Source organism: Thiomonas sp. DCM-2 (genome assembly GCF_056820905.1).
The window spans coordinates 536,900-562,035 of record NZ_CM165962.1 but is presented as its reverse complement, the minus strand read 5'-3'; the positions used below and the strand labels follow the sequence as shown (position 1 = coordinate 562,035).

The 25,136-nt window shown below is 64.0% G+C and carries 20 protein-coding genes, 1 tRNA gene and 3 pseudogenes; 9 read left to right on the top strand and 15 right to left on the bottom strand.

The genetic code is table 11. From position 1 onward, the window contains the following. Positions 1-107 precede the first annotated feature (107 nt). Positions 108-287 (bottom strand): annotated as a pseudogene (locus tag AC1ZQA_RS02825) (transposase); the annotation flags it as partial. Between the two features lie 36 nt (positions 288-323). On the opposite strand from AC1ZQA_RS02825, the pseudogene AC1ZQA_RS02820 reads away from it, so the two are divergent. Beyond that, positions 324-646, top strand: a pseudogene (locus AC1ZQA_RS02820) (transposase); the annotation flags it as partial. A 21-nt stretch (positions 647-667) separates the two neighbouring features. Here the strand turns inward: AC1ZQA_RS02820 and AC1ZQA_RS02815 are convergent. Continuing rightward, positions 668-1,804, bottom strand: coding sequence for an IS5 family transposase (locus AC1ZQA_RS02815; protein ID WP_482678328.1), 1,137 nt, complete (start codon positions 1,802-1,804; stop codon positions 668-670). A gap of 72 nt (positions 1,805-1,876) precedes the next feature. Here AC1ZQA_RS02815 and AC1ZQA_RS02810 point away from each other — a divergent pair. After that, positions 1,877-2,080 (top strand): annotated as a pseudogene (locus tag AC1ZQA_RS02810) (ATP-binding protein); the annotation flags it as partial. A gap of 560 nt (positions 2,081-2,640) precedes the next feature. Here the strand turns inward: AC1ZQA_RS02810 and AC1ZQA_RS02805 are convergent. After that, positions 2,641-3,830 (bottom strand): IS3 family transposase gene (locus AC1ZQA_RS02805; protein WP_482676881.1). Its coding sequence is split into 2 segments (ribosomal slippage): positions 2,641-3,572 and positions 3,572-3,830, totalling 1,191 coding nucleotides; the frame shifts between segments, so codons are not numbered across the junction. Positions 3,831-3,996: 166 nt separating this feature from the next. After that, positions 3,997-5,094 carry a tyrosine-type recombinase/integrase gene (locus AC1ZQA_RS02800; RefSeq protein ID WP_482678327.1) on the bottom strand — a complete coding sequence of 366 codons (1,098 nt, stop codon included), beginning with the start codon at positions 5,092-5,094 and terminating at the stop codon, positions 3,997-3,999. Positions 5,095-5,227: 133 nt separating this feature from the next. On the opposite strand from AC1ZQA_RS02800, the gene AC1ZQA_RS02795 reads away from it, so the two are divergent. Next, positions 5,228-5,302, top strand: a tRNA-Arg gene (locus AC1ZQA_RS02795). A gap of 5 nt (positions 5,303-5,307) precedes the next feature. Here AC1ZQA_RS02795 and aroC read toward each other — a convergent pair. Beyond that, on the bottom strand, positions 5,308-6,408 hold the full coding sequence (gene aroC / locus AC1ZQA_RS02790; RefSeq protein WP_482678326.1) for a chorismate synthase: 1,101 nt from the start codon (positions 6,406-6,408) through the stop codon (positions 5,308-5,310). Positions 6,409-6,418: 10 nt separating this feature from the next. Continuing rightward, complete coding sequence (mpl, locus tag AC1ZQA_RS02785; RefSeq protein ID WP_482678325.1) at positions 6,419-7,906, bottom strand: UDP-N-acetylmuramate:L-alanyl-gamma-D-glutamyl-meso-diaminopimelate ligase; 1,488 nt, start codon at positions 7,904-7,906, stop codon at positions 6,419-6,421. Here mpl and AC1ZQA_RS02780 point away from each other — a divergent pair. The 4 genes from AC1ZQA_RS02780 to AC1ZQA_RS02765 all read left to right on the top strand — a co-directional run bounded on the left by AC1ZQA_RS02780 (position 7,905) and on the right by AC1ZQA_RS02765 (position 12,243). After that, positions 7,905-8,582, top strand: coding sequence for a Maf family protein (locus tag AC1ZQA_RS02780; RefSeq protein WP_482678324.1), 678 nt, complete (start codon positions 7,905-7,907; stop codon positions 8,580-8,582). The genes mpl and AC1ZQA_RS02780 overlap by 2 nt on opposite strands. After that, on the top strand, positions 8,579-10,084 hold the full coding sequence (gene rng / locus AC1ZQA_RS02775) for a ribonuclease G (RefSeq protein ID WP_482678323.1): 1,506 nt from the start codon (positions 8,579-8,581) through the stop codon (positions 10,082-10,084). The genes AC1ZQA_RS02780 and rng overlap by 4 nt, the downstream gene beginning before the upstream one ends. Before the next feature lie 471 nt (positions 10,085-10,555). Then, positions 10,556-11,725 (top strand): porin, encoded by a 1,170-nt coding sequence (locus AC1ZQA_RS02770; RefSeq protein WP_482678322.1) that lies wholly within the window; start codon positions 10,556-10,558, stop codon positions 11,723-11,725. 41 nt (positions 11,726-11,766) lie between these two features. After that, positions 11,767-12,243, top strand: a complete 477-nt coding sequence (locus AC1ZQA_RS02765; RefSeq protein WP_482678321.1) for a DsrE family protein — start codon at positions 11,767-11,769, stop codon at positions 12,241-12,243. Positions 12,244-12,315: 72 nt separating this feature from the next. Here AC1ZQA_RS02765 and AC1ZQA_RS02760 read toward each other — a convergent pair whose 3' ends face one another. The 3 genes from AC1ZQA_RS02760 to AC1ZQA_RS02750 all read right to left on the bottom strand — a co-directional run bounded on the left by AC1ZQA_RS02760 (position 12,316) and on the right by AC1ZQA_RS02750 (position 15,597). Beyond that, positions 12,316-12,849: an SCP2 sterol-binding domain-containing protein gene (locus AC1ZQA_RS02760; RefSeq protein WP_482678320.1), complete on the bottom strand. Its 534-nt coding sequence runs from the start codon at positions 12,847-12,849 to the stop codon at positions 12,316-12,318. A gap of 112 nt (positions 12,850-12,961) precedes the next feature. Then, positions 12,962-13,447 carry a hypothetical protein gene (locus AC1ZQA_RS02755; protein ID WP_482678319.1) on the bottom strand — a complete coding sequence of 162 codons (486 nt, stop codon included), beginning with the start codon at positions 13,445-13,447 and terminating at the stop codon, positions 12,962-12,964. A gap of 179 nt (positions 13,448-13,626) precedes the next feature. Next, the gene (locus AC1ZQA_RS02750; protein WP_482678318.1) at positions 13,627-15,597 is read right to left on the bottom strand and encodes a PhoX family protein; all 1,971 of its coding nucleotides are present in this window, start codon (positions 15,595-15,597) and stop codon (positions 13,627-13,629) included. Between the two features lie 368 nt (positions 15,598-15,965). On the opposite strand from AC1ZQA_RS02750, the gene mltB reads away from it, so the two are divergent. After that, positions 15,966-16,952, top strand: coding sequence for a lytic murein transglycosylase B (gene mltB, locus AC1ZQA_RS02745; protein WP_482678317.1), 987 nt, complete (start codon positions 15,966-15,968; stop codon positions 16,950-16,952). A gap of 12 nt (positions 16,953-16,964) precedes the next feature. Here the strand turns inward: mltB and AC1ZQA_RS02740 are convergent, their stop codons facing one another. Beyond that, on the bottom strand, positions 16,965-19,745 hold the full coding sequence (locus tag AC1ZQA_RS02740) for an EAL domain-containing protein (protein WP_482678316.1): 2,781 nt from the start codon (positions 19,743-19,745) through the stop codon (positions 16,965-16,967). A gap of 151 nt (positions 19,746-19,896) precedes the next feature. Beyond that, a complete protein-coding gene (locus AC1ZQA_RS02735; protein ID WP_482678315.1) occupies positions 19,897-20,832 on the bottom strand; it encodes a DMT family transporter in 936 nt (311 codons plus the stop codon). Positions 20,833-20,886: 54 nt separating this feature from the next. Here AC1ZQA_RS02735 and AC1ZQA_RS02730 point away from each other — a divergent pair, with 54 nt between their 5' ends. Beyond that, positions 20,887-21,645: a metallophosphoesterase family protein gene (locus AC1ZQA_RS02730; protein WP_482678314.1), complete on the top strand. Its 759-nt coding sequence runs from the start codon at positions 20,887-20,889 to the stop codon at positions 21,643-21,645. Between the two features lie 10 nt (positions 21,646-21,655). Here the strand turns inward: AC1ZQA_RS02730 and rfbC are convergent, their stop codons facing one another. From rfbC to rfbB, 4 genes are read right to left on the bottom strand one after another with little or no spacing between them, the layout of a single operon-like run. After that, positions 21,656-22,219 carry a dTDP-4-dehydrorhamnose 3,5-epimerase gene (gene rfbC, locus AC1ZQA_RS02725; RefSeq protein WP_482678313.1) on the bottom strand — a complete coding sequence of 188 codons (564 nt, stop codon included), beginning with the start codon at positions 22,217-22,219 and terminating at the stop codon, positions 21,656-21,658. Further along, complete coding sequence (rfbA, locus tag AC1ZQA_RS02720) at positions 22,216-23,094, bottom strand: glucose-1-phosphate thymidylyltransferase RfbA (RefSeq protein WP_482678312.1); 879 nt, start codon at positions 23,092-23,094, stop codon at positions 22,216-22,218. Before rfbA ends, rfbC begins: the two co-directional genes overlap by 4 nt. Next, the gene (gene rfbD, locus AC1ZQA_RS02715) at positions 23,091-24,011 is read right to left on the bottom strand and encodes a dTDP-4-dehydrorhamnose reductase (protein ID WP_482678311.1); all 921 of its coding nucleotides are present in this window, start codon (positions 24,009-24,011) and stop codon (positions 23,091-23,093) included. The genes rfbA and rfbD overlap by 4 nt, the downstream gene beginning before the upstream one ends. Continuing rightward, complete coding sequence (gene rfbB, locus AC1ZQA_RS02710; RefSeq protein ID WP_482678310.1) at positions 24,008-25,072, bottom strand: dTDP-glucose 4,6-dehydratase; 1,065 nt, start codon at positions 25,070-25,072, stop codon at positions 24,008-24,010. The genes rfbD and rfbB overlap by 4 nt, the downstream gene beginning before the upstream one ends. Positions 25,073-25,136: the final 64 nt, after the last annotated feature.

The window sequence follows — 25,136 nt, the reverse complement described above, 5'->3', positions numbered from 1 at the left end:
CCGGGCATGGCGTTGACCTGGCGACCGCTTGTGTGGTCCCGCAGGGCTGCTGGGCAGTTCCTGAAGGCGCTGACGGGGGCATGGACGACGCATGAACCTGTGCCTGTTCACCCCGCCGCACGCAGCACATGCAGGCGCTTGATGTTCCAGGCCATGGTCACCAGATTCCACTCGCCCTGCGCTGCGGCCAGCCCGCGCATGCTCATCTGGCGCCAGCCCATGGCACGCTTGATGATGCCGAAGACGGGTTCCACCGTCTGCTTGCGAAGCCCGTACTGAACCGCCCCGTATTTTGAGGCTCCAACCTTGAAGAGAATGGAGCCATGAACAAGACGAACAAGTTTTCCCCTGAAGTGCGCGAGCGCGCCGTGCGCATGGTGCAGGAACACCGCGGTGAGTACCCCTCACTGTGGGCCGCTGTGGAGTCGATCGCCCCCAAGATCGGCTGTTCGGCGCACACCCTGCTGGAGTGGGTCAGACGCGACGAGGTCGATGCAGGCACGCGCCCCGGCGTGAGCTCGGCAGAAGCCCAGCGGGTCAAGGAGCTGGAGCGCGAGGTCAAGGATCTGCGCCGGGCCAACGAGATTCTCAAGCTGGCCAGCGCGTTTTTCGCCCAGGCGGAGCTCGACCGCCGACTCAAGAACTGAGAGGGTGTAAACGAAATGATTTACCCTGCCAATCGTGTCGCGAGGATACGCGCTTCGGCCAGCCAGACCCAGGCGAGCGGGGCCCAGGTGGAACGATCATGATGGGCCATGAGGCGGCGTGCGCGCTCGTTCCAGGCATGCGTGCGCTCGACCACCCAGCGCTTGGCCTGCACGACGAAGCCCTTGGCAACAGTCTCGGGCCACAGGGGCTGCTGCGCGTCTTGCCAGGTTCCCGTGCTGCGGTTGCCGGGGTGACGCATGACCTCCACGCTGATGCCGTGGGTCAGCTCGATGCCTACGGCGCATTTGCCGCCGTAGGCGGCGTCGGTGTAGAGTTTTTTCAGTCCCGGGACTTTGGTGCAGGCCTGCGCCACGACCTCGGCCGCCGCATCACGATCCTGCACGCTGGCTGCCGTGAGCGTGACGGCCAGCAGCAATCCCAGGGTATCGACCACCAGATGGCGCTTGCGCCCCTTGACCTTCTTGCCCGCGTCGAACCCGGTGTTGCCGCCCTGGGCCGTGCTGCGCGTGCTTTGCGCATCGATGATGGCGGCCGTCGGCTCGGGGGCTCTGCCCATGCGATCGCGCCATTGCTGGCGCAGCCGGTCGTGCAGGGCCTCGAACACGCCGGCCGCAGCCCAGCGCTTGAACGACATGTAGGTCGCCTGCCAGGGCGGGAAGGTCTTGGGCAGCAACCGCCATGCGCACCCCGTGCGCAGCGCGTAGCAGCAGGCGTTGACCATCTGGCGGCGCGCGTAGCGGGGTGGCGCACCGCGCTGGCCATCGCGCTCGAACAGGTCCGCCACCAACGCCCACTCGGCATCGGTCAAATCGGTGTTCATGCCGCTGGCGCCATCGGCACGGCGGTGCGCGGCGGTGTAGCCGTAGCGCTTGGGCGCCGTTCCTTGCACGGCAGCGCGCTCGCCGGCGCGGCGCAAGGGCTTGAGTCGCTCGATACCGGCTTCGCGCAGCGCCTTGCGCACGGTCACCGTGCTGACCTTGACGCCCGTGCGTCGAAGCAACTCGCGCGTCACCTCGTCCAACGACGCGCGTGGCTGCTCCTGGGTGATCGCACGCAGCACTGTGGTGTGTTCAGCGTCCAGAGAGGGCTTGCGGCCCGGTCGTCTTGCTTGCTCATCCTGCGCCTTCTTCACCATCTGCCGCCTCGTGTCCGCATGCCCCGATCCGAGCATAACGCACGAGATGTTGTTTTCGTTTACACCCTCTCAGAGTGGGCCAATGTATTTGGCGACCCAAAGATGACGACGGCGTTGCTGGACCGACTCACCCATCACTGCCACATCGTGGAGACTGGCAACGAGAGTTGGAGGTTCAAGCATTCCAGCGCGCTGGCGCCTTCGGCACGCAAGATCGGCAAACCCAAAACACGGAAAGGAGACGACCAAGAAGTAGACTTATCCACAATCGAATAGTCCAAAAGACCTCGAACCGGGTGGCTCAGTATTCGATTGGAATCTGGCTCAGTTTGTCGCTGGAATCAACAGCCCCGGCGCCGGCAGCTCACGTTCCTGACGTCGGTCGCAAGCATCGTGGTTGTGTAGCTTGCCGACCGGCAGCTTTGCGGCAACGAGATCAGGGCAGCGGATGTCTCTTGAGGGTCGATAACGCAATTTCGTCATCGCCGGAACCAGACGCTGACTTGCCCGCCGCCACCGACGTCAGCAACGTGGGGCATTGCGGCCGTTGCCATGCGCCACCCCAATGTCAGCACTGGCCGATTTGCAGCCACTGATCATTGGGAATAGTTTTGGTGTGGATGACTTTTGCAAGTTGGTTGATGCGTCCAATCTGAGCGGCGAAGTGATGGCAGGGAATTCAAAAAAAGGGCGCGAACTGTCCACTTGGACGGCCCCATTGGGGGGCCTCCATGGGAGGACACGCGATGTCCAAAGCAACCACCATAAACGGCCCGAGCAACCTCCTCGCTCAAGCGACCTGACCTTGCCCCTGGAATTCGTATCCCATAGCTGACTCATGCACTGGCTTGCCTTGGTTTGTTGGCGAGCCAGTTTTCTTCGAACCGCATCGGGCTGACATAGGCCAGGGTTGAGTGCAGCCGGGTGCGGTTGTACCAGAGCATCCAGGCGACGGCTTCGTCCATCGCTTGGCGACGTGTCTTGAAGCGCTGCCCATGCAACCGCTCCACCTTGAGCGAACCGAATAACGTCTCGCTGCAAGCGTTGTCCCAGCAGTTGCCTTTGCGGCTCATTGAACTCGTGATCCCATACTCGGCCAGCACGTCGCGGAAGTCCTTGGCAGCGTACTGGCTACCGCGGTCGCTGTGGAAGATGAGCCCGGCTTTCTTGCTCGGATGGCGCTTGAACCAAGCCATGCGCAGGGCGTCGATGACGATGTCGCGCGTCATGTCGGCGCGCAGGCTCCAGCCGATCACCTGGCGGCTGAACAAATCAATGACCACGGCCAGAAACAGCCACCCTTCGTCGGTGGCGATGTAGGTGATGTCACCTGCCCAGACCTTGTCGGGCTCGGCCACGGTGAACTGCCGGTCAAGCAGGTTGGGGGCAATCGGGAAGTCATGATTGCTGTCGGTGGTGACCTTGAAGCGCCGCTTGCCACGGGCGCGGATGCCATGCCGTTGCATGAGCTTCTGGACACGCTCCTTGCCCACGCGGATGCCCCTGGCCAGCAGTTCCTTCCAGGTGCGCGGCCAGCCGTAGCTCCCACGGGTCTCGGCGTGGATGGCCTTGATATGCACCAGCAGCGCATCGTCGCTGAGATGGCGTTGCTGGGCCGTGCTGGCGGCCCGCACGACGTGCGCGTGGTAGCCAGCCACGCTGACCTCCAGCACCCGGCACTGCACCGAGATCGGCCACACGCGCCGGTGGCGCTGGATGAAGGCGTACTTCACGTCGCTGCCTTTGCGAAGTACGCCGTCGCTTTTCCCAGGATGTCGCGCTCCATCTTCACACGCGCCAATTCGGCCCGCAGCCGACTGATCTCCATCTGCTCGGCGCTGACGACCTTGCTGTCAGCCCCCTTGAGCTTGCCGTGCCGCTGGGCTTTGACCCAGTTGAACAGCGTCTGATCCACCACGCCCAGTGTGCGGGCTGCCGCAGCGATGCTCTGGCCGCCCTCGACCAGCCGCACAGCCTCTTGCTTGAACTCGAGCGTGTACCGCGCCCGCCTTGTCGTCTTCGTCATTTCCGTTCTCCTTGCTTGGATTGAATCACTCAGCAAGGGATACGTTTTTCACGGGCAAGGTCAACCATCCTCGATCGGTACGGCCCCCGGCTCACGATGGAGCAATTGGCGGAGGTGCTGTGTATTTCGAAGCACACGCTGTACAACCAAGTCTCCGCAGGCGTATTCAATCTACCGACGTATCTTGATGGGGGGCGGCGATTTGCGGACTATAGGGATGTGGCTGCTTACCTCGACGAATGTCGTGCTCGCGCCGCGTGAGGTCCTCGGGCCGCAAGTTGGTGTAGCGTTTCAAATTGCGCCAATCCTCATGGCCGGTGACGAGTGCAACCTGTTCAATGCTGAATCCCGCCTCGAACAAAGACGTTGCCCCTTCATGGCGCAGATCGTGGAAATGCAGGTCTGGGATGGACAGAGCGACACAGGCTTCGGTGAAATATTTGCTCATCGTGCCGCCATGGATCGGGAAAGGTCGGCCGCCTTCAGGCTGTTGACGATTCAAAATGGCCCATGCCTCACCGAGGATTGGCACCTCGTGAAGCTTTTTCCCAAGGCGGGGATGCTTGCGCCAGACTTTTGCGACGTGGGTCTCGAAATTGATGTCGCTGAGTTTCAGCGCGCTGATTTCTCCCTGGCGCATCGCGGTGGCCTCGGCAAACGCAACGACCTCGGCGTACCGTGCACCCTTGTGTTCGGCAAGCCACGCCATGATGCGAGCCAGTTCATCCTCTGTCGGCCTACGGTGACGCTTGTTGGCACCACCGATTAGCCGCAAGTGCGAAAGCAGTGGTCGAGCGGACCCCACCACATCGGCAAACTGCACCTTGAGAGAAATACTTCCCATGCGCAAGATAGTCCCCAGCTTGCTGATGTCCATGTTGCACGTGTAAGGACCTGCGCCGTCCTCCTCTCGCCTCTGAACGCAGAACGCCGCAAGGCGCTCCGGCGTCAAATTTACGACGAGTTCCTCGCCCAAGAACGATTCCAGTTTCTTGAGCTGGTAATGCTCATTACTCTGGTCGGAGATCGGTCTGGATGAGTCTCGCAGTCGCCGATAGGCCGCAATGACCTTGCCAACGGTGATGCCGCTGTCCTTCACCAAGGAGTCAGGAGCTGCGCCCGCAGCGATGCGACCCTCGATGGATTCAGCCCAGCGCTTCGCCTCTGCCTTGGTGGAGAAGCTTTTACACTGCGGCTTGTAGCCTTTTCGCCGAATCTCGGCCAGCCACATCCCTTTGTTGCCCCGCTGCCGGTATGTCGCCATGCTCGATTCCTTCCTGTCGCGCTTGCCGTAATTTTGCCGCAATTTTGCCGCACAGGATTAAGGATTCATCGGGAAATGGAATGAGCTGAAAGTGGAATCTTCCGACGGAGACAGGGTGATAGAATAAAGTCATCTCGCCGTAGTTCAATGGATAGAACGGCTGCCTCCTAAGCGGCAAATACAGGTTCGATTCCTGTCGGCGGGACCAGGGACTTATTCGATTTGACCCGCGATTGGCGGTACGTTGAATTGCACGTCGCCGCATTGTGCGCGGTGGCGCAGGGCATGGTCGATGAGGATGATGGCCACGAGCGCCTCGGCGATCGGGGCCGCGCGGATGCCCACGCAGGGATCGTGTCGGCCGTGGGTTTCCACCGTGGTGGGTGCGCCCTGCAGGTCGACCGATTGCCGCGGCAGGCGAATGCTCGACGTGGGCTTGATGGCGATGGAGGCCACCACGTCCTGCCCGGTGCTGATGCCGCCGAGCACGCCACCGGCATTGTTGCTGGCAAAACCTTGCGGGGTGAGTTCATCGCCGTGCTGCGTGCCTTTTTGCGCCACGCTGGCAAAGCCCGCACCGATTTCCACGCCCTTGACCGCGTTGAGCCCCATCAGCGCATGGGCGATGTCGGCGTCGAGCTTGTCGTACAGCGGCTCGCCCCAGCCTGCGGGCACGTCGCTGGCACGCACCATGATGCGCGCGCCGACCGAGTCGCCCGACTTGCGCAGCGCGTCCATATACGCCTCGAGTTCGGGCACGATGTCGGCATTTGGCGCGAAAAACGGGTTCTGATGCACTGCATCCCAGGTCTGGAACGGAATGGGCACTTCGCCAAGCTGGGTCATGCAGGCGCGAACGACCACGCCATGATGCTGGCCCAGCCACTTTTTCGCCACCGCGCCTGCGGCAACGATGGGTGCGGTCAACCGTGCCGAGGAGCGGCCGCCGCCGCGCGGATCGCGCAGGCCGTATTTGCGCCAGTAGGTGTAGTCGGCATGGCCGGGGCGGAAGGTCTGCAGCAGATTGCCGTAGTCCTTGCTGCGCTGGTCGGTGTTGCGGATGAGCAGGGCGATGGGCGTCCCTGTGGTCTTGCCCTCGAACACGCCGGAGAGGATTTCCACCTGATCGGCTTCCTGCCGCTGGGTCACATGGCGGCTGGTGCCAGGGCGGCGACGGTCGAGATCAGGCTGGATGTCGGCCTCGCTCAAGGCCATGCCGGGCGGGCAGCCGTCGATGACGCAGCCGATGGCCGGGCCGTGCGATTCGCCGAAGGTGGTGACTGCAAACAGCAGCCCGAGGGTGTTTCCGGACATGGGATGACTTTCAGGGTTGTGGGATGGGCGCGGCAGTGCCCCGCGCCGCGAGCGCCTGCAGCAGCCTGTCGTGCACGCCGCCAAAACCGCCGTTGCTCATCACCAGCACACGATCGCCAGGCTGCGCGGCGTCCGTCACGGCGGAAACAAGCGCGCCGAGGTCATCGAACGCCCGAGCTTTCGCGCCCAGAGGCCGCAGGGCCTCGTCGAGATTCCAGCCCAGGCCGCCGCAATAGCCGAAGCTCAGATCGGCAGCGGCCAGCGCACCGGGCAGCTGCGCCTTCATCGCACCGAGCTTCATGGTGTTGGAGCGCGGTTCGAACACCGCGAGAATGCGCGCGCTTTTCGCCTGCGGGTCGGCCTGCATCTGCGCGCGCAGCCCGGCGAGGGTGGTGGCAATGGCCGTGGGATGATGCGCGAAGTCGTCGATCACCTGCACGCCGCCCGCAGTGCCGCGCAGTTCCATGCGGCGTTTCACCCCCTGGAAAGTGCACAGCGCAGCACAGGCGGCGTCGGCAAACACCCCGGCATGCTGTGCCGCGACAATCGCGGCCAGCGCGTTGCTGCGGTTGTGCATCCCGGTGAGTGTCCAGCGCACGTCGCCGATGCGCTTGCCGCGATGCAGCACCTCGAATTGTTGCTCGCCGCCCTGCGCGCTCCACCCCTGCGCGGGATCGTCAAAACGCACGACCTCGCTCCAGCAGCCGCGCGCCAGCACGCGCTGCAGTGCCTCAGAGCCCGCGTTGACCACCAGCTGGCCGCTGCGCGGCACGGTGCGCACCAGATGGTGGAACTGGGTTTCGATGGCGGCCAGATCGGGGAAGATGTCGGCGTGGTCGTACTCCAGGTTGTTGAGCACCGCAGTGCGCGGGCGGTAATGGACGAACTTGGAGCGCTTGTCGAAGAAGGCGGTGTCGTATTCGTCGGCCTCGATGACGAAAAACTCCGAGCCGAGGCGGGCTGACGCGCCAAAATCCAGCGGCACGCCGCCGATCAGAAAGCCAGGCTTCAGCCCCGCCACATCCAGGATGTGCGCCAGCATGGATGTGGTCGTGGTCTTGCCATGCGTGCCAGCGACCGCCAACGTCCAGCGGCCCTGCAGCACATGCTCGGCCAGCCACTGCGGCCCGCTCACGTAGGGCAATCCAGCGTCGAGAATCGCCTCCATCAGCGGATTGCCGCGCGACACCACATTGCCGATGACCCAGAGATCGGGCTTGAGCGCGAGCTGATCCGCGCCATAGCCCTCGACCAGATCGATGCCCAGCTGCTGCAGTTGGGTGCTCATGGGCGGGTAGACCTGCGCGTCGCAGCCGGTCACGCGGTGCCCGGCTTCTTTTGCCAGCGCCGCCACGCCGCCCATGAAGGTGCCGCAAATGCCGAGGATATGAATATGCATGGAGGTGGATTTTAGGACCTGCGCCCCCCGCTGGAAAAACCGTCTGATCGCCCGTTTGCACGGACAATAGCCACCTCCGCCTCGACGCCTGTCACGCATGCCCAATCTTCAGAACCGCGCCCTGCCCTTGACGATCTTCCTCGCATCGGCCAGCCCACGACGGCAGGACTTGCTGCGACAGGTCGGCGTGGACTTCGAGCTGCTCGCGCCTCTGCCCGGCGAAGACAGCGAGGCGCTGGAGGTGGCGCTGCCCGGCGAGCTTCCGGCAGACTATGTGCAGCGGGTCACCCGGCTCAAGCTGGAAGCGGCGCGGCATCGCCTGGCGCTGCGCCACCCCAATGTGCGTCCCGAGACGGCCGTGCTGCTGTGCGCCGACACCACCGTGGCACTGGAGACCGCAATGTTCGGCAAGCCGGAAAGCGCCGACGACGCCGCCCGCATCCTGCGCGCGCTGTCCGGCAGGACGCATGCAGTGCTCACTGCCGTCTGCCTGCAGCGCGGCGCGGCGCAATTTGCCGCGCTGCAAACTTCGCAGGTGCGATTTGCCACACTGAGCCCGCAGGACATCGCGGCCTACATCGCCAGCGGCGAACCCTTCGGCAAGGCCGGCGCCTATGCCATGCAGGGACGCGGCGCGGCGTTCGTCGAACACATCAGCGGCAGTCCCAGTGGCATCATCGGCCTGCCACTTTTTGAAACCCTGCGTCTGCTGCGCGCTGCAGGCTGGCAGAGTGACGCACAACAGCCATCACAACAACAGTCATCGCGCCCATGAACCCGACACCAGAAGACATTCTCATCAACATCACACCGCAGGAAACCCGGGTCGCACTTGTTGCCCATGCCGCCGTGCAGGAGTTGCACATCGAGCGCAGCCTGGAGCGCGGCCTGGTGGGCAATGTCTATCTGGGCAAGGTGGTGCGGGTGCTGCCGGGCATGCAGTCGGCCTTCATCGACATTGGCCTGGAGCGCACCGCCTTTCTGCATGTGGCCGATCTGTGGCAGCGCCAAGCCATCCCCGTGCCAACCGATGCCGCGACCGACGCACCGGTCGCCCAGACGCTGCAGCCCATCGAAAAGCTGATCTACGAAGGCCAGACGCTGATGGTGCAGGTGCTCAAGGACCCGATCAACACCAAGGGCGCACGCCTGACCACGCAGATCAGCCTGGCCGGGCGCATGCTGGTGCATCTGCCGCAGGATGACCACATCGGCATTTCGCAGAAGATCGACGGCGCCGAGGCGCGCACCGCATTGCGCGAACGCATGAGCGCGCTGCTCGCCGCCGATGCCGAAGGGTCGCAGGGCTTCATCGTGCGCACCAATGCAGAAGACGCCACCGATGCCGAACTGGCCGAAGACATCGCCTACCTGCGCAAGACCTGGCGCGCCATTCAGCAGCGCGCCCACCTCACCAGCCCCAGCGCCCTGATCTATCAGGAGCTGAGCCTGGCACAGCGCGTGCTGCGCGACCTGGTGAGCGATGCCACACGCAGCGTGCAGATCGACTCGCGCGAGAACTTCGAGCTGTTGCAGGCCTTCGCCGCCGAATACATGCCCCGCGTCAGCAGCCGCCTGCAGCTCTACCGTGGCGAGCGCCCGCTGTTCGAGACCGCCAATGTCGACGAGGAAATCGAGCGCGCGCTGGGTCGTCGGGTGGACCTCAAGTCTGGCGGCTACCTGATCATCGATCAGACCGAAGCGATGACCACCATCGACGTCAACACCGGCGGCTTTGTCGGCGCGCGCAACTTCGACGACACCATCTACCGCACCAATCTGGAAGCCACGCAAGCGATCGCCCGCCAGCTGCGGCTGCGCAACCTGGGCGGCATCATCATCATCGACTTCATCGACATGCACAACCCGCAGCACCGCGCCGCCGTGCTGGAGGAACTGCGCAAATCGCTCGCACGCGACAAGGTCAAGGTCACCGTCAGCGGCTTCTCGCAACTCGGACTGGTCGAGCTCACTCGCAAGCGCACCCGCGACTCGCTGGCCCACATGCTGCTCGAACCCTGTCCGACCTGCGGCGGCCTCGGTCAGGTGAAGACAGCGCGCACCGTCGCCTACGAAATCCTGCGCGAAATCCTGCGCGAAGCCAAGCAGTTCAATCCGCGCGAATTCCGCATCGTCGGCGCCGCCGACGTCATCGACCTCTTCCTTGAAGAAGAGAGCCAGCACCTGGCGTCGTTATCAGACTTCATCGGCAAACCGGTGTCGCTGCAGGTCGAACCGGCGTTCTCGCAGCAGCAGTACGACATTGTGCTGACCTGACAAACCCCTCGGCTTCGCCCATCCGTGCGCACCAACACGGTTTGCCACATGCAGTCGAGCTGACTGCAGGAAGGTTCAGCCGAAGGCGCGCCACGTCATTTGCAACAAATCCGTCTGAATGTAACTGTTGAGTCGTCACGACTCGTCCGACGTTGGACCGATCACGTGGCGTCAACATACTCAGTTGCGCAACTATTCTTGGAAAATCCTCGCTATTGGATTTCTGAGAGTTCGCTTAAACCATTGAAATTCAAAAGATATAATAAAATTATTGAAATATTATTTCAGTATATAAAAATTTAATGATATTGATCCTAAAAATTTGACATCAATTTAATTCATAGAAGTAACAAGAAAAATCAATTTGTTGAGAGTTGCAATCTCCATTTGAATCCGCCCAGCTGATCTCTATCAGCCCAGAACCGCGCGGCACGCCGTCGGTTTCCGAAAGTAGATCAAAGAGGGGATTGCATGAAAAAAAGCATCATGACGGCCGTTGTCATTGGGGCATGCTGTCACATCGCTCAAGCCAAAGAGGGCGTTCAACTCTACGGCGTCATCGACATGGGATTTGAAAGGCTGACCTACGATCACACCAGCCTGAATCGCCTCGGCTCAGGCGTGCAATCCACAGACCGGATCGGGGTTCGAGGACAGGAAAATCTGGGAGGCGGCTTACAGACATTTTTCGATGTAGAAACAGGATTTTGTGGAAACGGCACCAACTCGTTTCCTGGGAGCCTCGTTTACAAAGGGGACGGTAGCGCGGTGGGGGCGAGTTTTTGCTCGGGTGGGGGATTCATGGGCCGCCTCAGTGTGCTGGGCTTGAAAAGCCGTTATGGAATTTTCAAGGCTGGGCGTTTTTACAGCCTGAATTACGACAACCTTGTCAAGATGGACCCATTCATGACGGGGATGACCGGCTCTGTGAAAAACATCGACCCGGCAGGGTACAACTTCGTTCGATTTTCTCAAGCCATCGGGTACACAACACCGGACTTTGGTGGACTGACAGGCGCCTTGCTCTACGCATTCGGAGGGCAGCCTGGAAGTTTTTCAAGGGGTCAGTCGTATGAGATGAACGTCGATTACGAGTCCAAAAAGTGGACAGCCGGAATGGATTATCTGAAAAACAACCATCCGTACAGCGCTGGCACGAAATTCAGTCCTTTCGTCGCGCTTGCATGGGAATTCGGCCCGGCCTCAGCGCTGACCCAGCAAGGCTCGTTCAACAATGAAGTCGTCCAGCTCTATGGCGGCTACGACTTCTCCATCGCCAGAGTAACTGCAATCTACTCCGATGAAAAATACGGCGTCGGTCTCCCCTATGCGGCAGGCCAATTCGCTCCGCATTTGAAAATCTGGATGCTAGGCACCACAGTTCCCCTGCCACGAGGGAAATTACTGGCATCCATTTCCAGGCGCACTGACGCAAACAAATCCGGCACCACTGCCACACAAATAGCGATAGGTTATATTTATCCGCTTTCCATGAGGACGAATCTCTACGCCTCATATTCACGCATCAGTAATGATTCGGCAACTGATTTATATGTTGGCGATAACGGATTCACCGCCCAGGGAACCGTAGGCGGCGCAAATGCCACTGGCCTTGCCATCGGCATCCGCCATTTTTTCTGATGGCTTCCGTGCTCTTTCCCACTCTGCACAAGGATCATTCCATGAAAATGCCCACCCCGCGCGCGCTTGTCGGCGCAACCCTCACCACCCTCGCGCTTTTGTCAGGCTTGGCACGCGCCGACAACACGGCGCCAGCAATTGCCTCAAAGTCACACTACGGGGCAATCTTCCAGATCGACTCGGGAAGTCCAGGCGCCATCAAAAAGACCATCAACAATATCGAAAATCTGCTCCACGACCCTCGACTCAAAGGCAAAGTCCAGGTCGAGTTGATTGCCAACGCCCAAGGATTCGCCGCCTACGTCAAGAACAACGGCTTTGAACAGAAATTGCAGGCACTGCAACAACAGGGCGTGGTGCTCGCACAATGCGCAAATACCTTGCGCGAATTGCACGTGGATCGCAAGGATTTGTATCCGTTCATCACAGTGGTTCCATCGGGCATGGGCGAAATCACTATTCGTGAAGCACAGGGCTGGGCGTACATACACCCCTCAGCGCCGAATCCAGGTCTGTGATCGACGCAAAAAAGGCCGGAATGCACGGCATTCCTGCCTTTTTCTTTTGAGCGCTTGAGACGCGCCCCATGATTATTTTGGACAGGTCGCCGTGCTGCCCGGTACCTTGCCGACCAGCAGCAAGAAAGAGGTGAACGGGTCCATCGCGCGCATGGCGACCATCTTCGGGCCCTGGAATTGGAGACGGCCGAACATCATGGCCTTCATCGGGCCGTATTCGCCCTTGCCCATTTCTTCCCACTGCTTGGTGTTGGCGTGCATCAGGAAGTCAACGTCGAAGTTGGGCTTGAGGGTGGGCGCGCCGCCGGACACGCACATGGCTTTGTCGTTCTGCAGTTGCAGCTTGAGCTCGACTGCGGTGTCCTTGCCGCAGTCGGTGCGGTACATCTCGACCAGCTTGTAGCCGCGCCCCTTGTCGTCATGCATGAACTCGCCCTTCAGACCGTTGGTCAGCTCGGGGGTGTTGTTCCACGCGGTGCAGGCTTCGCTGGCCCATTGCGGCGACATCAGCACCGGGGTATCGGCCCGGGCGTTGACGGCAGCTGCTGAGAAGGCCAGACCGGCTGCCAGACCGATGGCTTGCACGGCACGGCGGGGGTTGAACATTGTTTTCATGTGGTGTTGTCTCCAAGAGGGGTTGAAACGCTCGCGCATGGGTGGATTGGAGCCCTGCCGTGGCGCGACGACACGGCGACAGGCTGGATTGGACAAACGGTGTTCAGTGCAGCAACAGTTCCTGCGCGCGCCGGGCAAAGACTTCCGCCTGCCTTTCGTCGATGAACAGGCGAATGAACTTGACGCAGGCCTGCACCGCAGCGGCCTGGCCCTCGGGCGTGTCTGGATGCTGCTCGATTTTCTGCACCAGCCGAGGCGCCTGGGCGCCGAACTGCTCTTCGACCAGGGCGATGAGCAGCGCATGGGGGCTCTGCGGCGCTGCGCCGGTGGCAAAGACGGAATCAGGCGAACCGGTCGAGACAGCAGCGCTGCGCGCGAGATAGCCGTCTTCCACCAGACCGCGCAGCACTTGAAGGCAACGCTCGGGGTCGGTGCCCGCCTTGAGCAATTCACTCACAGGCCGATGACCATCGGCCATGATGAGCAGGTTGCGCTGCCCTGGCATGAGATGGTTGGCGCGGGTGGCCAGCTCGTCCCGGCCCTTTTGGGTTTTCTCGAGAATCCAGTTCAATGGCAATTCAGCAGACATCCACTTCGGGCGCGGGCTTGAGGTCCACACCTGCCTCCTTTTATTGTTGCGCTTCAGAATGCGCGGTAGTGGCGGGAGTATGCCGATTTGTTGTGCTGTTGACACCGGGATGAACCCGCAGAAAAAAGGCCCGCACGCGGCGGGCCGAAAGAGGCGATCAAGGCAATCGCAGTGCGGTATCAGACCAGTTTGGTCTGCGGCAGGCCGGTGAGGTAGCCGACCGAGGCGCCAAAGCGATCCTTGTAATTGGCGCGCACCAGGGCGTCGAGCGTGGGCTTGACCTTGTCGTGCAGCGGCGTCTCCCAGTCGGCCGGATGCTGGAAGTTGCTCAGGACGTAGGTCCAGCCGTTGACATCGTCCACCCCCTGCAAGCCGGTCGACTCCGCCCCCGCCGGGGTCGAGAGGATGCGGCTGAGCTGCTTGGTATCGACGTTGTACGCCCACAGGAAGTTGTTGACATGCATGCCGCTGTCCTCGCCGATGAACAGGGTGCGCAGCTTTTCCGAGAACTTGAGGTTGTCGGGGTTGGCGACCTTGTCGGCATTGGCCAGATTGCCCAGCGCATCGGCCGTCTTGAGGTCTTCACCGATGAGCGCTGCAGGCGCGGCCATGTCCACCGGCACCCAGTCGCTGTTGATCGCAGCGCTGCTGTTGTCGGTCTGCGCACCCTTGAGGTTGAGCGCGTAGGTGGCGCCGGCTTTGGGTCCTTCCACCTTGAAGCCAGGCACGGTGCCATCGACCATCGAGCTCTGGATGTAACTCATGGCCACATACGCGATCTTGTCCTTGGCGTTGACCGTGGTGCCCTCCCACTTGGTGAAGGCCAGCGTGCCGCCGACCAGCGCCGCGTAGCGGTGGGTTTCGAGAAAGGCGGCGGCTTTCTCCATGCCGGGCTTGAGGCGCACCCAGTTGTTCTTGCCGCTGAAGCGAATCTTGGTGTAGCTCGAGTCTTGCGGATCGGTGGTGGCCACGTCCATGATGTCGGTCGGCTTGAGCGTCTTGGCCAGCTGCTCGATCTCCGCGCTGGTGGCGCTGCCGAGCTTGATCCACTTGAGCGTGAAGCTACCCGGGCCGGTGCTCGAGGTCTGCGTGGCTTTGGCGACGTACAGCGTGCCGCTGGACAGGTCGGCCGGCCTGTCGGCGATGAACATGAACGCACCACCGTTGGTGGCGTCATCGCCCATCAGCACGGTGCGCTGATCCGGGCAGACCTGCACCAGTTCATGCGAGATGCGACCAAGGCAGAAGTGCTTGACCAGCGTGCCGGTGCCGTCGGCGTTGACCTTGACCTCGGGCATGTGGCCGTAGAGGTAGGGGTTGGCCTTCGCCGGGTCGTTGACCGCTGCGGGGTCGCCATACAGATTGGTGATGAACGCCTTGAAGTTGCTGTTGCTCGCGATGGCAAACGCATCGGGCTCGTATTCCTCGCTGGACAGGTGCGTGTTCCACGGCGAGAGGCTCGCGCCGCAGGTGATCCACAGACCGTAAGCCGGCTGGGTCGGCACGTTGTAATACTTCACCAGCGACAGCTTGCCGGTAGCCGGGTCCTGGTCGAGGGAGAGCACTGCAATGGGAGAGGGCAGGCGGCCGTACTGGCTGGCCAGTGCCTGATCGCGGGTGGTGTACTCGAACTGCACCACGGCAAACACTGGGTTGCCCTTGACGCCGAGCTTGGTCTTGTCGGCCCCGGCAATGGGCTGAAGCAGACTCATGCCGTCGGGGCAGTCGGAGAAGAACTGGCGCTCCTGCCCGGCAACCGATCTGTCGATGATGGGGTTGCCATTGATGTCGAAGTAGCCGCCGGCCAGGATGGTGCCGCCCTGCTGGTTGGGCACCTGATCGCCGGTCATGAACAGTTGCTGATAGTCAAGCTTGTAGGCCTGCTTGCTGCCGTCGCTGTAGCTGACCTGCAGGCTGGAGGCGACCGAGGTGGTGGCCATCGCGCCGGGATTGCTCAGCGAGGGTGCGGCCATGCCGGTGAATGCCGCGGCCGTGGGTGTGGCCTGGGTGGCGGCCGTGGCCGCTGTGCCGCCGCCGCAGGCGGTGAGCAGAGCCGAGGCGCCGATGCCAGCGCCCAGGGGCAGCAGTGGCGCACCGCCAAAGAGTTTCAGGGCCTGGCGACGCGAAAGGGAAGCGGGGGATTGAGACATGAGGGACTCCAACAGGGGGATGTGCGCACAAGCACGGTTACCGAAGACACGTCACGTTACATTTGCTTTGTGACAGCTTGTTGACCGGTCGCCCGATCGTGCTTTGCGGCCGCGCGGTGCGGCATGCGAACATGTGGTCTTGATCGTCCCCGCTCCCTCCTGCACCCGCCGACGCGAACATGCCTTCCTTTTCACTCCCCACCCGTTCACCGACGGATCTTGGCAGGCGGCTGTGGCTGCGCACTGCTGCTGTCGGCGCACTGTGCCGTGTTCTGCCTTTGGACGTGCATGCGCAAACGCCACCGCCAGCAATGCCCGGCGCAACGTCAAGCGCGCCCCTGTCGGACGCATCGGCCGCAAGCGTCCCGATGCTGGGTGACTGGCCAGAGCAGCCAGCGCAGGCGCTGGTTGCGGACATCGTGCAGCGCAACCGCCTGCCGCAGGGACTGGTCGAGCGACTGATCGGCAAGGCGCAGTATGTGCCCACGGTCGCCCGCCTCATCCTGCCCGGCCCGCCGACGAAAAAGAACTGGCGCGTGTACCGCAGCCGGTTTCTCGACAGCCTGCGCATCGGCGCGGGCAGCGATTTCCTGCAGGAATTCGGCATCTGGTTCCAGCGCGCGCAGGCGCGCTACGGCGTGCCGCCGCACATCGTCGCGGGCATCCTCGGGGTGGAGACGATCTACGGCCGCAACATGGGCAATTTCCGTGTGCTCGATGCGCTGTCCACCCTGGCGCTGCGCTTTCCTTCACAGGCGCCGCGCGACCGCAGCGCGTATTTCGGTGCGCAGCTTGGCGATTTTTTCCAGTGGTGCGCGCAGGACGGACGCAACCCGCTGCAGGTGCGCGGCTCGTATGCCGGAGCCATCGGCATGCCGCAGTTCATGCCCGAGAGCATCCTCAAATACGCGGTGGATTTCGACCAGGGCGGCGGCATCGATCTGATCAACGACCCAGCAGACGCGATCGGCTCGGTGGCCAGCTATCTGGCCGCCAAGGGTTGGGAGCGCGGCCAGCCGACGCACTTTGCGCTGCAGCTGCCGTCCGATCTGCCGCAGCCCACGCGCGACGCCCTGCTCGCCCCGGACATCACGCCCACGTTCACCGCCGATCAACTGGTGGCCATGGGCCTGCCGCTGCTGCCGCAGGCGCGCGCCTACTCCGGCAAGCTCGCCGTGGTGCAACTGCCCAACGCAGGAGCTGCGCCCGACTATGTGCTGGGCACAGACAATTTCTATGTGATCACCCGCTACAACCACTCGGCGTTCTACGCGCTGGCGGTGATCGAACTGGGCGAAGTGGTTGCCGCAGCAGCCGCAGCCGCTGGTGTTTCTCTCCCCCATGAGGAAGAGTGAAAGACACGCCGTTCAATCGCGATGTTCGGCGCCGAGTTGCCGGATGCCCTGCAGCACGATGGCGCTGAGGTCGGCCACGTCCTGACCGAAGCGCTTGGCCGCAGCCAGATCGCCCACGTCCAGCGCCGCCTTGGCCTGACGCGCGAGTTCATGAATCTCGGCGTGCTGTTCAAGCAGCAGGGCGTAGCGCGGGTCGCGACCGTAATACAGTCGGCCCTGTCCATTGAGCCACAGCCCCAGGTGGCACTGGTTTTCTGCGGCCACATCGAGCACATGGTCGGGAAACGGGACCTCGCCGCGCACTGCCTGCTGCAGCCGCTCCACCCGGCGACGCTGCGCAACCTCCACCTCGTGCGGAAACTCGACCGCGCGCAAGTTGGCAGCGGGTCGCACCCAGGTCTGCACCCAGGTGGACACTGCATCGGCGTGCAGCGGGCGGGCAATGGCATAGCCCTGCGCCAGGGTGCAATTCATCGCCGAGAGCACCGACAGATGTTCCAGCGTTTCCGCGCCCTCGCCAATGACTTCCAGCCCCAGCAGATTGGCTGCCGTGACCACGGCGGAGACGATGGCAAAGTCCTTGGGGTCGTTGACCATGTCGCGCACGAAGGACTGGTCGATCTTGATGGATTGCGCCGGAAGCTGCTGCAGGTAGGTGAGCGAGGCCGCGCCGGTGCCGAAGTCGTCGAGCGCCACGCTCACGCCGAGGTCCTGGCAGGCCTGCAGCACCTGCCGCGCCTGCTCCAGATTGCGCAGGGGCGCCGACTCGGTGACTTCGATCATCAGTCCGCTGGCCGGGTAGCCGGGGTGGTTGCGCAGCGCCTGATGGAGATCATCCAGAAATTCCGGCGCCAGCAGGTGCTCGGCGCTGATGTTGACCGCGATGTGCAGTTCCAGCCCCTCGGCTCGCCACTGCGCGCCCTGGGTCAGCGCCTGATCGAGCACGAAGCGGCCAATGGCGCGCGCCAGCCGCCCGTGGTCGAGCGCGCCAGAAAACTTGGCGGCTTCCACCTGTTCGCCGCGCTCGGTGCGCAGGCGCAGCAGGGCTTCGACGCCCACGACTGCGGGCCGCGACGGGTCGCCGCCGATGGACACAATGGGCTGGTAGCGGAGCGACAGCCGACCCTGCTGCAGGGCGCTCTCCACGCTTTCGAGCAGGCTCTTTTGCCGTTGCGCTGCCAGCTCGAAATCGGTGTTGAAGCGCAGATAACGGTCGCGCCCGGCGGACTTGGCGGCGTACAGCGCCAGATCCGCGCGGCGCAGCAGGGTTTCGGCGTCGCTGCCATCCTGCGGATACAGGGCGCAGCCCACGCTGACCGAAATCGACGCCTGCCGACCCACGCCCAGATCGAAAGGCTGGCGCAGCGCCGCGAGAATGCGCTGAGCCGCGGCCTCTGCAGCAGCCGCACCGCCAAAGGCATCGGTCAGCAGCACGGCAAATTCGTCTCCGCCCATGCGCGCCATGACCTCGCCCTCGCGCAGGATGGCCTGCAGCCGCTGCGCCGTCTCGCGCAACAGGCTGTCGCCGGCCGAATGTCCGTAGGCATCGTTGACCTGCTTGAAGCCATCGAGATCGAGCAGCAACAAGGCGAATTCGCTATCCCGCGCCCAGGCGGATTCCAGCGCCAGCTGCAGGCGCTCGCGCAGCAGCGCACGGTTGCCCACCGCGGTCAATGGATCGGTAATGGCCAGGGTGCGCAGCCGCTGCTGCTGCACCTGCGCCAGCATCAATTCCCGGCTGATCTGACCCCGGGCGTAGCGATACAGCACGGTGAGCAGCAGCAGAAAGAACACCAGCCCGAGCAGCGGCGGCCAGACGGTGCGCCAATACTGCTCCCACAACACGGCGCTCGGCACAGAAACCGCCACCGCCAGATCGGGGTAGGTCTGCAGGCGCTGCCAGCTGCCGATGCGCATGACACCATCCGCCAGCACCAGGCCGCTGTAGTGGCCACTCGAGGAGGCTGGATGTTCGGACAGGGACCTGGTGAAGGCGCCCACCTGCGGTCTGGAGAAAAACGCCTTGTCTTTGGGCGAAGGCCAACGCGCCAGCACATAGCCATCGTTGCGGGCCAAGACGGCCGCCATACCGCTGTACGGCAGCGCGGTATTGGCCAGGGTCTGCCGCAGAAAGGTTTCAGTGCTCACGGCGGCCACGACATAAAACGCCGGATGGCGCGCACTGGCAGACACTTCACGCACCAGCGGAATCACCCAAACACCCAGCATCGGGCCAATGATCGGGCGGCCGACGAGCAGGCCCTTTTTCTGCGGCAAGGCGCGCATGCGGGCAAACGCCTGCACCAGATCAGGAAAGCGCTGCAGATCGGGCAGTTTGTCCGAGCGCAGTGAACTCCCCAGCAGGCGCCCATCTGCCGAAACAATGTTGAGAGACAGGGCGCTGGGCAGCAGGGCCTGCCTGCGTTCCAGCAGGATCTGCAACACTTCCGGGTGCTGCAGCAAATCGGACTTGTCCGCCAGATCGGATCCCGTGGCTTCCAGAACAGACGAAAAACTCTGGAAATACGACTGCGTGGCGCTCACCAGAAAGCTGGAGCTGGTGTCGAGCGAGCCGTACAGGATCTGCCGCTGAGTGCGCCAGGTGGTCAGGGCGTAGAGCAGCGCCAGCGCGATGAACACGACAAACAGCGTCCAGTACAGTCTGCGGATCCAGCGCTGCGCCAGAGGCGTATCCGCCATGCGCTCAGCCGGTTCAAACAAAGGCAGCGCAGTCTGGCCTTCCATGCCGAGCGTCAAGGTATCGGGTTCGGTGGCGGTCCGCGCGGAATCCATGCAAGGCGGGGAGGGGAAAGGAGAACTTGACTGGAACGAGAGAGCTGCGCGATCAGACCCGCAGGCCGGAGCACTTTACCGCGCACTCTCCGCCATTCACAACGCCCTATTCCCGGTTGTGCGCATCAACCCGCGCATTCTGTGGAGAACTTCACAATTCCTGTTCCAGCGGCACGGTCTGCCTGCGGGTGTTGAGCGCGACGTGGATGCCGGCAAAGATCAGCACCGCCGCCCAGAAGTGGTACCAGTGGATGGTTTCGCCGAGGAACAGCCAGCTCAGCAGCGCCGCGAACAAGGGCGCGAGGTTGCCGAAGTAGGACGGGATCTGCGCGCCGACCTTGCCCACCGCGCTGCCCCAGCACCAGTAGGCGAGCAGCGACGGCAGCACCGCCACATACGCGAGCGCCGCCCAGACCTGCGGCCCCCAGTGCGTGACCTGACCGCCGATCCAGCGCTCGGCAAGCATGAACGGCAGGATGGACAGCACACCCCAGATCATCTGCGCGGCCAGCGATGTCATCGGCGCCAGGCCGAGCGGGCGCTGGCGCAGTTCCCAGGTGTAGATCGCCCACAGGAACACGGCGACCAGCATGATGAGGTCGCCCGGTGCGAAGTGCAGTGCGGCCAGATGCGCCGGGTCACCCTGGGTCACGACCAGCGCCACCCCGGCAATCGACAGCAACGCGCCGATCCACTGCGCCCGGCCCACGGCCTGCTTGTAGAACGCACCGCCGATCAGCAGGATGAACACCGGTGCGCTCGAGGTGATCAGCGACACGTTCAGCGGCGTGGTGGTTTCCAGCGCCACGTATTGCAGCGAGTTGTAACTGCCGACCCCGAGCACCCCCATGACCGCGATCGATGTCCACTTGCCGCGCAGCACCGCGCGGTGGCGCCACAGATCGGGGCCGACAAGGAACAGCGCGATCGCCAGCGCAAAAAACCAGCGGTAAAAACTCAGCGCCAGCGGCGGGATCTGCCCAACCATCAACCGCCCGACCACGGCGTTTCCCGCCCAGAACAGCGGCGGCAGGGTCAGCAGCAGCGCGGTTTGCGCGTCGAGCAGGCGTGTTCTATCGTGGGGCATGCAGGCATTATTTCAGTGCGGCAGGTTTTCTGCCGGAACGGGCGAGGGACGGACATGCGACTGGCGATCATCAGCGACATCCACGGCAACCTTCCGGCGCTCGATGCCGTGCTCGCCGACATCGCCCGCCGCGGCGCCGACCTCACGGTCAACTGCGGCGATCTGCTCAGCGGCCCGCTGTGGCCGCGCGAGACCGCAGACCGGCTGATGGCGCTGAACCTGCCGACGATTGCCGGCAACCACGAGCGGCAGTTGCTCGCCTGCGCGCAGCAGCGCGGCAGCAACGCCGATCAATACGCCTTCGACCAGACCACGCCCGCGCAGCGCGAGTGGCTCGCCACGCTGCCTGCGCGGCTCGAGCCGCTGCCCGGGGTGGTGATGGTGCACGGCCGCCCGGACAGCGATCTGGACTACCTGCTCGACACGGTCGATGCCGCCGACCCCGCCGGGGTGCGCCAGGCCACGCCCGAGGAGGTGCGCGCGCGCTGCGCCGGGATCGACGCCGGACTGCTGGTCTGCGGCCACAGCCACCATCCGCAGGTGATGCAGTTGCCCGGCGGAGCGCTGGTGGTCAACGCCGGCAGTGTCGGGCTGCAGGCGTATGACGACGATCACCGCGCGCTGCACTGGATCCGCAACGGCAGCCCGCATGCGCGCTACGCGCTGTGCGAACGCAGCGCCGCCGGAAGGTGGAGCGTGGCGCTGATCGCGGTCGATTACGACTGGGAGGCGGCGGCAGCGCAAGCGCAGCGCAACGGCGCGCCCGACTGGGCGCAGTGGCTGCGCACCGGCTGGGCGCAGGCGGGGCAGTGAGCGCAACAAATCAGTCGTACACCTCGGCGGCGGCGAGCCGCGGCGCGGCGGCGTCCTTGGCGGCGAGCAGCGGCTGGCCGCCTGGCAGGTCGAGCCCGGCCAGCGGCCAGGCGATCGCCAGCTGTGGGTCGTTCCACGCCAGGTTGCGGTCGTACTCGGGGTACCAGTAATCCGTGGTCTTGTAGAGAAAGTCGGCGGACTCGCTCAGCACCAAAAACCCATGACCGAACCCCGGCGGCACCCACAGCTGGCGCTGGTTGTCCGCCGATAGTTCCACCCCGACCCATTGCCCGAAGCGCGGCGAGCTGCGGCGCAAATCCACCGCCACGTCCCACACCGCGCCGGCCACCACCCGCACCAGCTTGCCCTGCGGCTTGACCAGTTGGTAATGCAGCCCGCGCAGCACCCCGCGCACCGAGCGCGAATGGTTGTCCTGCACGAATTCCACGTCCAGCCCGGTGGCGGCGGCGAAGGTCTTGCGGTTGTAGCTCTCGAAAAAAAACCCGCGGGCGTCGCCGAACACCTTGGGTTCGAGGATCAGCACTTCGGGCAGCGCGGTGGCGGTGACCTTCATGCCGCCTCCTGCAGCAGCTTGAGCAGATACTGGCCGTAGCCGTTTTTTTGCATCGGCTCGGCCAGGCGCTGCAGTTGCGCGGCGTCGATCCAGCCGGCCCTCCAGGCGATTTCCTCGGGGCAGGCGACCTTGAGCCCCTGGCGCTTTTCGATGGTGGCGATGAACTGCCCGGCGTCGAGCAGGCTGTCGTGCGTGCCAGTATCGAGCCACGCATAGCCGCGGCCCAGGGTCTGCACCTGCAGCGCGCCCTGCTGCAGATAGACGCGGTTGACATCGGTGATTTCCAGCTCGCCGCGCGGTGAGGGTTTGAGCTGCGCGGCGATGTCGCACACCTGCGCGTCGTAGAAATACAGCCCGGTGACGGCGTAGCTGCTCCTGGGCCGGGCGGGCTTTTCCTCGATGCTGATCGCGCGGCCCGAGGCGTCGAACTCGACCACGCCGTAGCGCTCGGGGTCGTGCACATGGTAGGCATAGACCGTCGCCCCCGTGGTCTGCGCGCTGGCGGCCTTGAGCGAGGCTTGCAGATCGTGCCCCCAGAACAGGTTGTCGCCGAGCACCAGGGCGCTGGGAGAGCCAGCGATGAAGTCGCGGCCGATGAGGAAGGCTTGCGCCAGCCCGTCCGGGCTGGGCTGCACTGCGTACTGCAGGCTCAGCCCCCACTGGCTGCCGTCGCCGAGCAACTGGGCAAAGCGCGGGGTGTCTTGCGGGGTGGAGATGATCAGCACCTCGCGGATGCCGGCGAGCATCAGCGTGGACAGCGGGTAATAGATCATCGGCTTGTCGTACACCGGCAGCAACTGCTTGCTCACCGCCTGGGTGACGGGGAAGAGACGCGTGCCGGAGCCGCCGGCGAGGATGAGTCCTTTGCGGGTCATGCGTGGTTCGGGGTGAGTTCGTCGATCAGGCGTTGCACCTGGGTCTGCCACGGCGGCAGATGCAGGGTGAACGTGGTTTGCAGCTTGGCGCAGGACAGGCGCGAATTGGCCGGGCGCGGCGCGGGAAGCGGGTAGTCTGCCGTCGTGATCGCCTGCACCGCCTCTGGCGCGCAGCGCAGCGCCATGCCGCGCGCAGCCGCCTGCGCGATGACGAACTGCGCGTACCCATGCCAACTCGTGCTGCCCTGCGCGGTGAGGTGGTAGATGCCGCTGGCGCGCGCTGCGCGCTGGGCGTCGGTGCGCAGGCGGTGCAGCAGCAGCGCGGTGACGTCGGCGATCAGCTCGGCGCTGGTCGGCGCGCCGAACTGGTCGGCGATCACCCGCAGGCTGTCGCGCTCGGCAGCCAGCCGCAGCATGGTCTTGGCGAAATTGCTCCCGCGCGCGGCATAGACCCACGAGGTGCGCAGGATGAGGTGGCGGCAGCCGCTGGCGGCGATCGCCTGCTCGCCGGCCAGCTTGCTCTTGCCATAGACGCTTTGCGGATTGGGCGCGTCGTCCTCGGTGTACGGCGCGGGTTTGCTGCCGTCGAACACGTAGTCGGTGGAATAGTGCACCAGCCAGGCGTCGTGCGCTGCGGCCCAGCCGGCGAGCAAACCCGGTGCCGCCGCGTTGATGCGCTGGGCCAGCTCCGGCTCGGTCTCGGCCTTGTCGACCGCGGTGTACGCGGCGGCGTTGACGATGATTTCCGGCTGCGCGCGCTGCAGCAGCGTGCGCAGACCGTCGAGGTCGCTCAAGTCGGCCTGCGCGCGCCCCAGCGCCAACACGTCGCCCAGCGGCAGCAGCGCGCGGCGCAGCTCCCAGCCGACCTGACCGTCGGCGCCGAGCAGCAGGACGCGCAGCGGTTTGGCGGCGTTCACGCTGCGGCTCCGTATTGCTTGTCCACCCACTGACGGTACGCGCCGCTGGTGACATGCTGCACCCAGTCGGGATGGTCGAGGTACCACTGCACGGTCTTGCGCAGCCCGGTGGCAAAGGTTTCCTGCGGCGCCCAGCCGAGTTCGCGCGCGATCTTGCGCGCGTCGATCGCGTAGCGCCGGTCGTGGCCAGGGCGGTCGGGAACGAAGGTGATCTGCGCGCGATAGCTCGCGCCGTCTGCCCGGGGGCGCAGCGCGTCGAGCAGGTCGCACAGGGTGTGCACCACGTCGAGGTTTTTGACCTCGTTGCAGCCGCCGACGTTGTAGGTCTGGCCGGGAGCGCCGGCTTCGAGCACGCGGGCGATGGCGCGGCAGTGATCCTCGACGTACAGCCAGTCGCGCACGTTCTGCCCGTCGCCGTACACCGGCAGCGGCTTGCCGGCCAGGGCGTTGTGGATCATCAGCGGGATGAGCTTTTCCGGGAACTGGTAGGGACCGTAGTTGTTCGAGCAGTTGGTGGTCAGCACCGGCAGGCCGTAAGTGTGGTGCCAGGCGCGCACCAGATGATCGGAGGCGGCCTTGCTCGCGCTGTACGGGCTGTTCGGGGCGTAAGGCGTGGTTTCGGCGAAGGCGGGGTCGGTGGGCGAGAGGCTGCCGTAGACCTCGTCGGTGGAGATGTGCAAAAAGCGAAACGCAGCCTGCTCGGCTACAGGCAGCGCAGACCAAAACGCGCGCACGGCCTCGAGCAGCTCGAACGTGCCTTGCACATTGGTGCGGATGAAGTCGCCGGGGCCGTGGATCGAGCGATCGACATGGCTTTCTGCGGCAAAGTGCACGATCGCGCGCGGGCGGTGCTGCGCCAGCAGCGCGGCCACGGCGGGCCGGTCGCAGATGTCGATGCGGGCGAAGTGGTAGCGCGAATCGCCGGCCACTGGTGCCAAGCTTTCCAGATTGCCGGCATAGGTCAGCGCATCGAGCACCAGCACGGGCTCGTCCTGCGTGCCCAGCCAGTGGTGGACGAAATTGGCGCCGATGAAACCGGCGGCTCCGGTGAGGAAAATCATGGTGAGTGAATTTGGTGAGGCAGTAGGTCATGCCGCCGATTCGCGGCGCAGCCGTCAGGATACC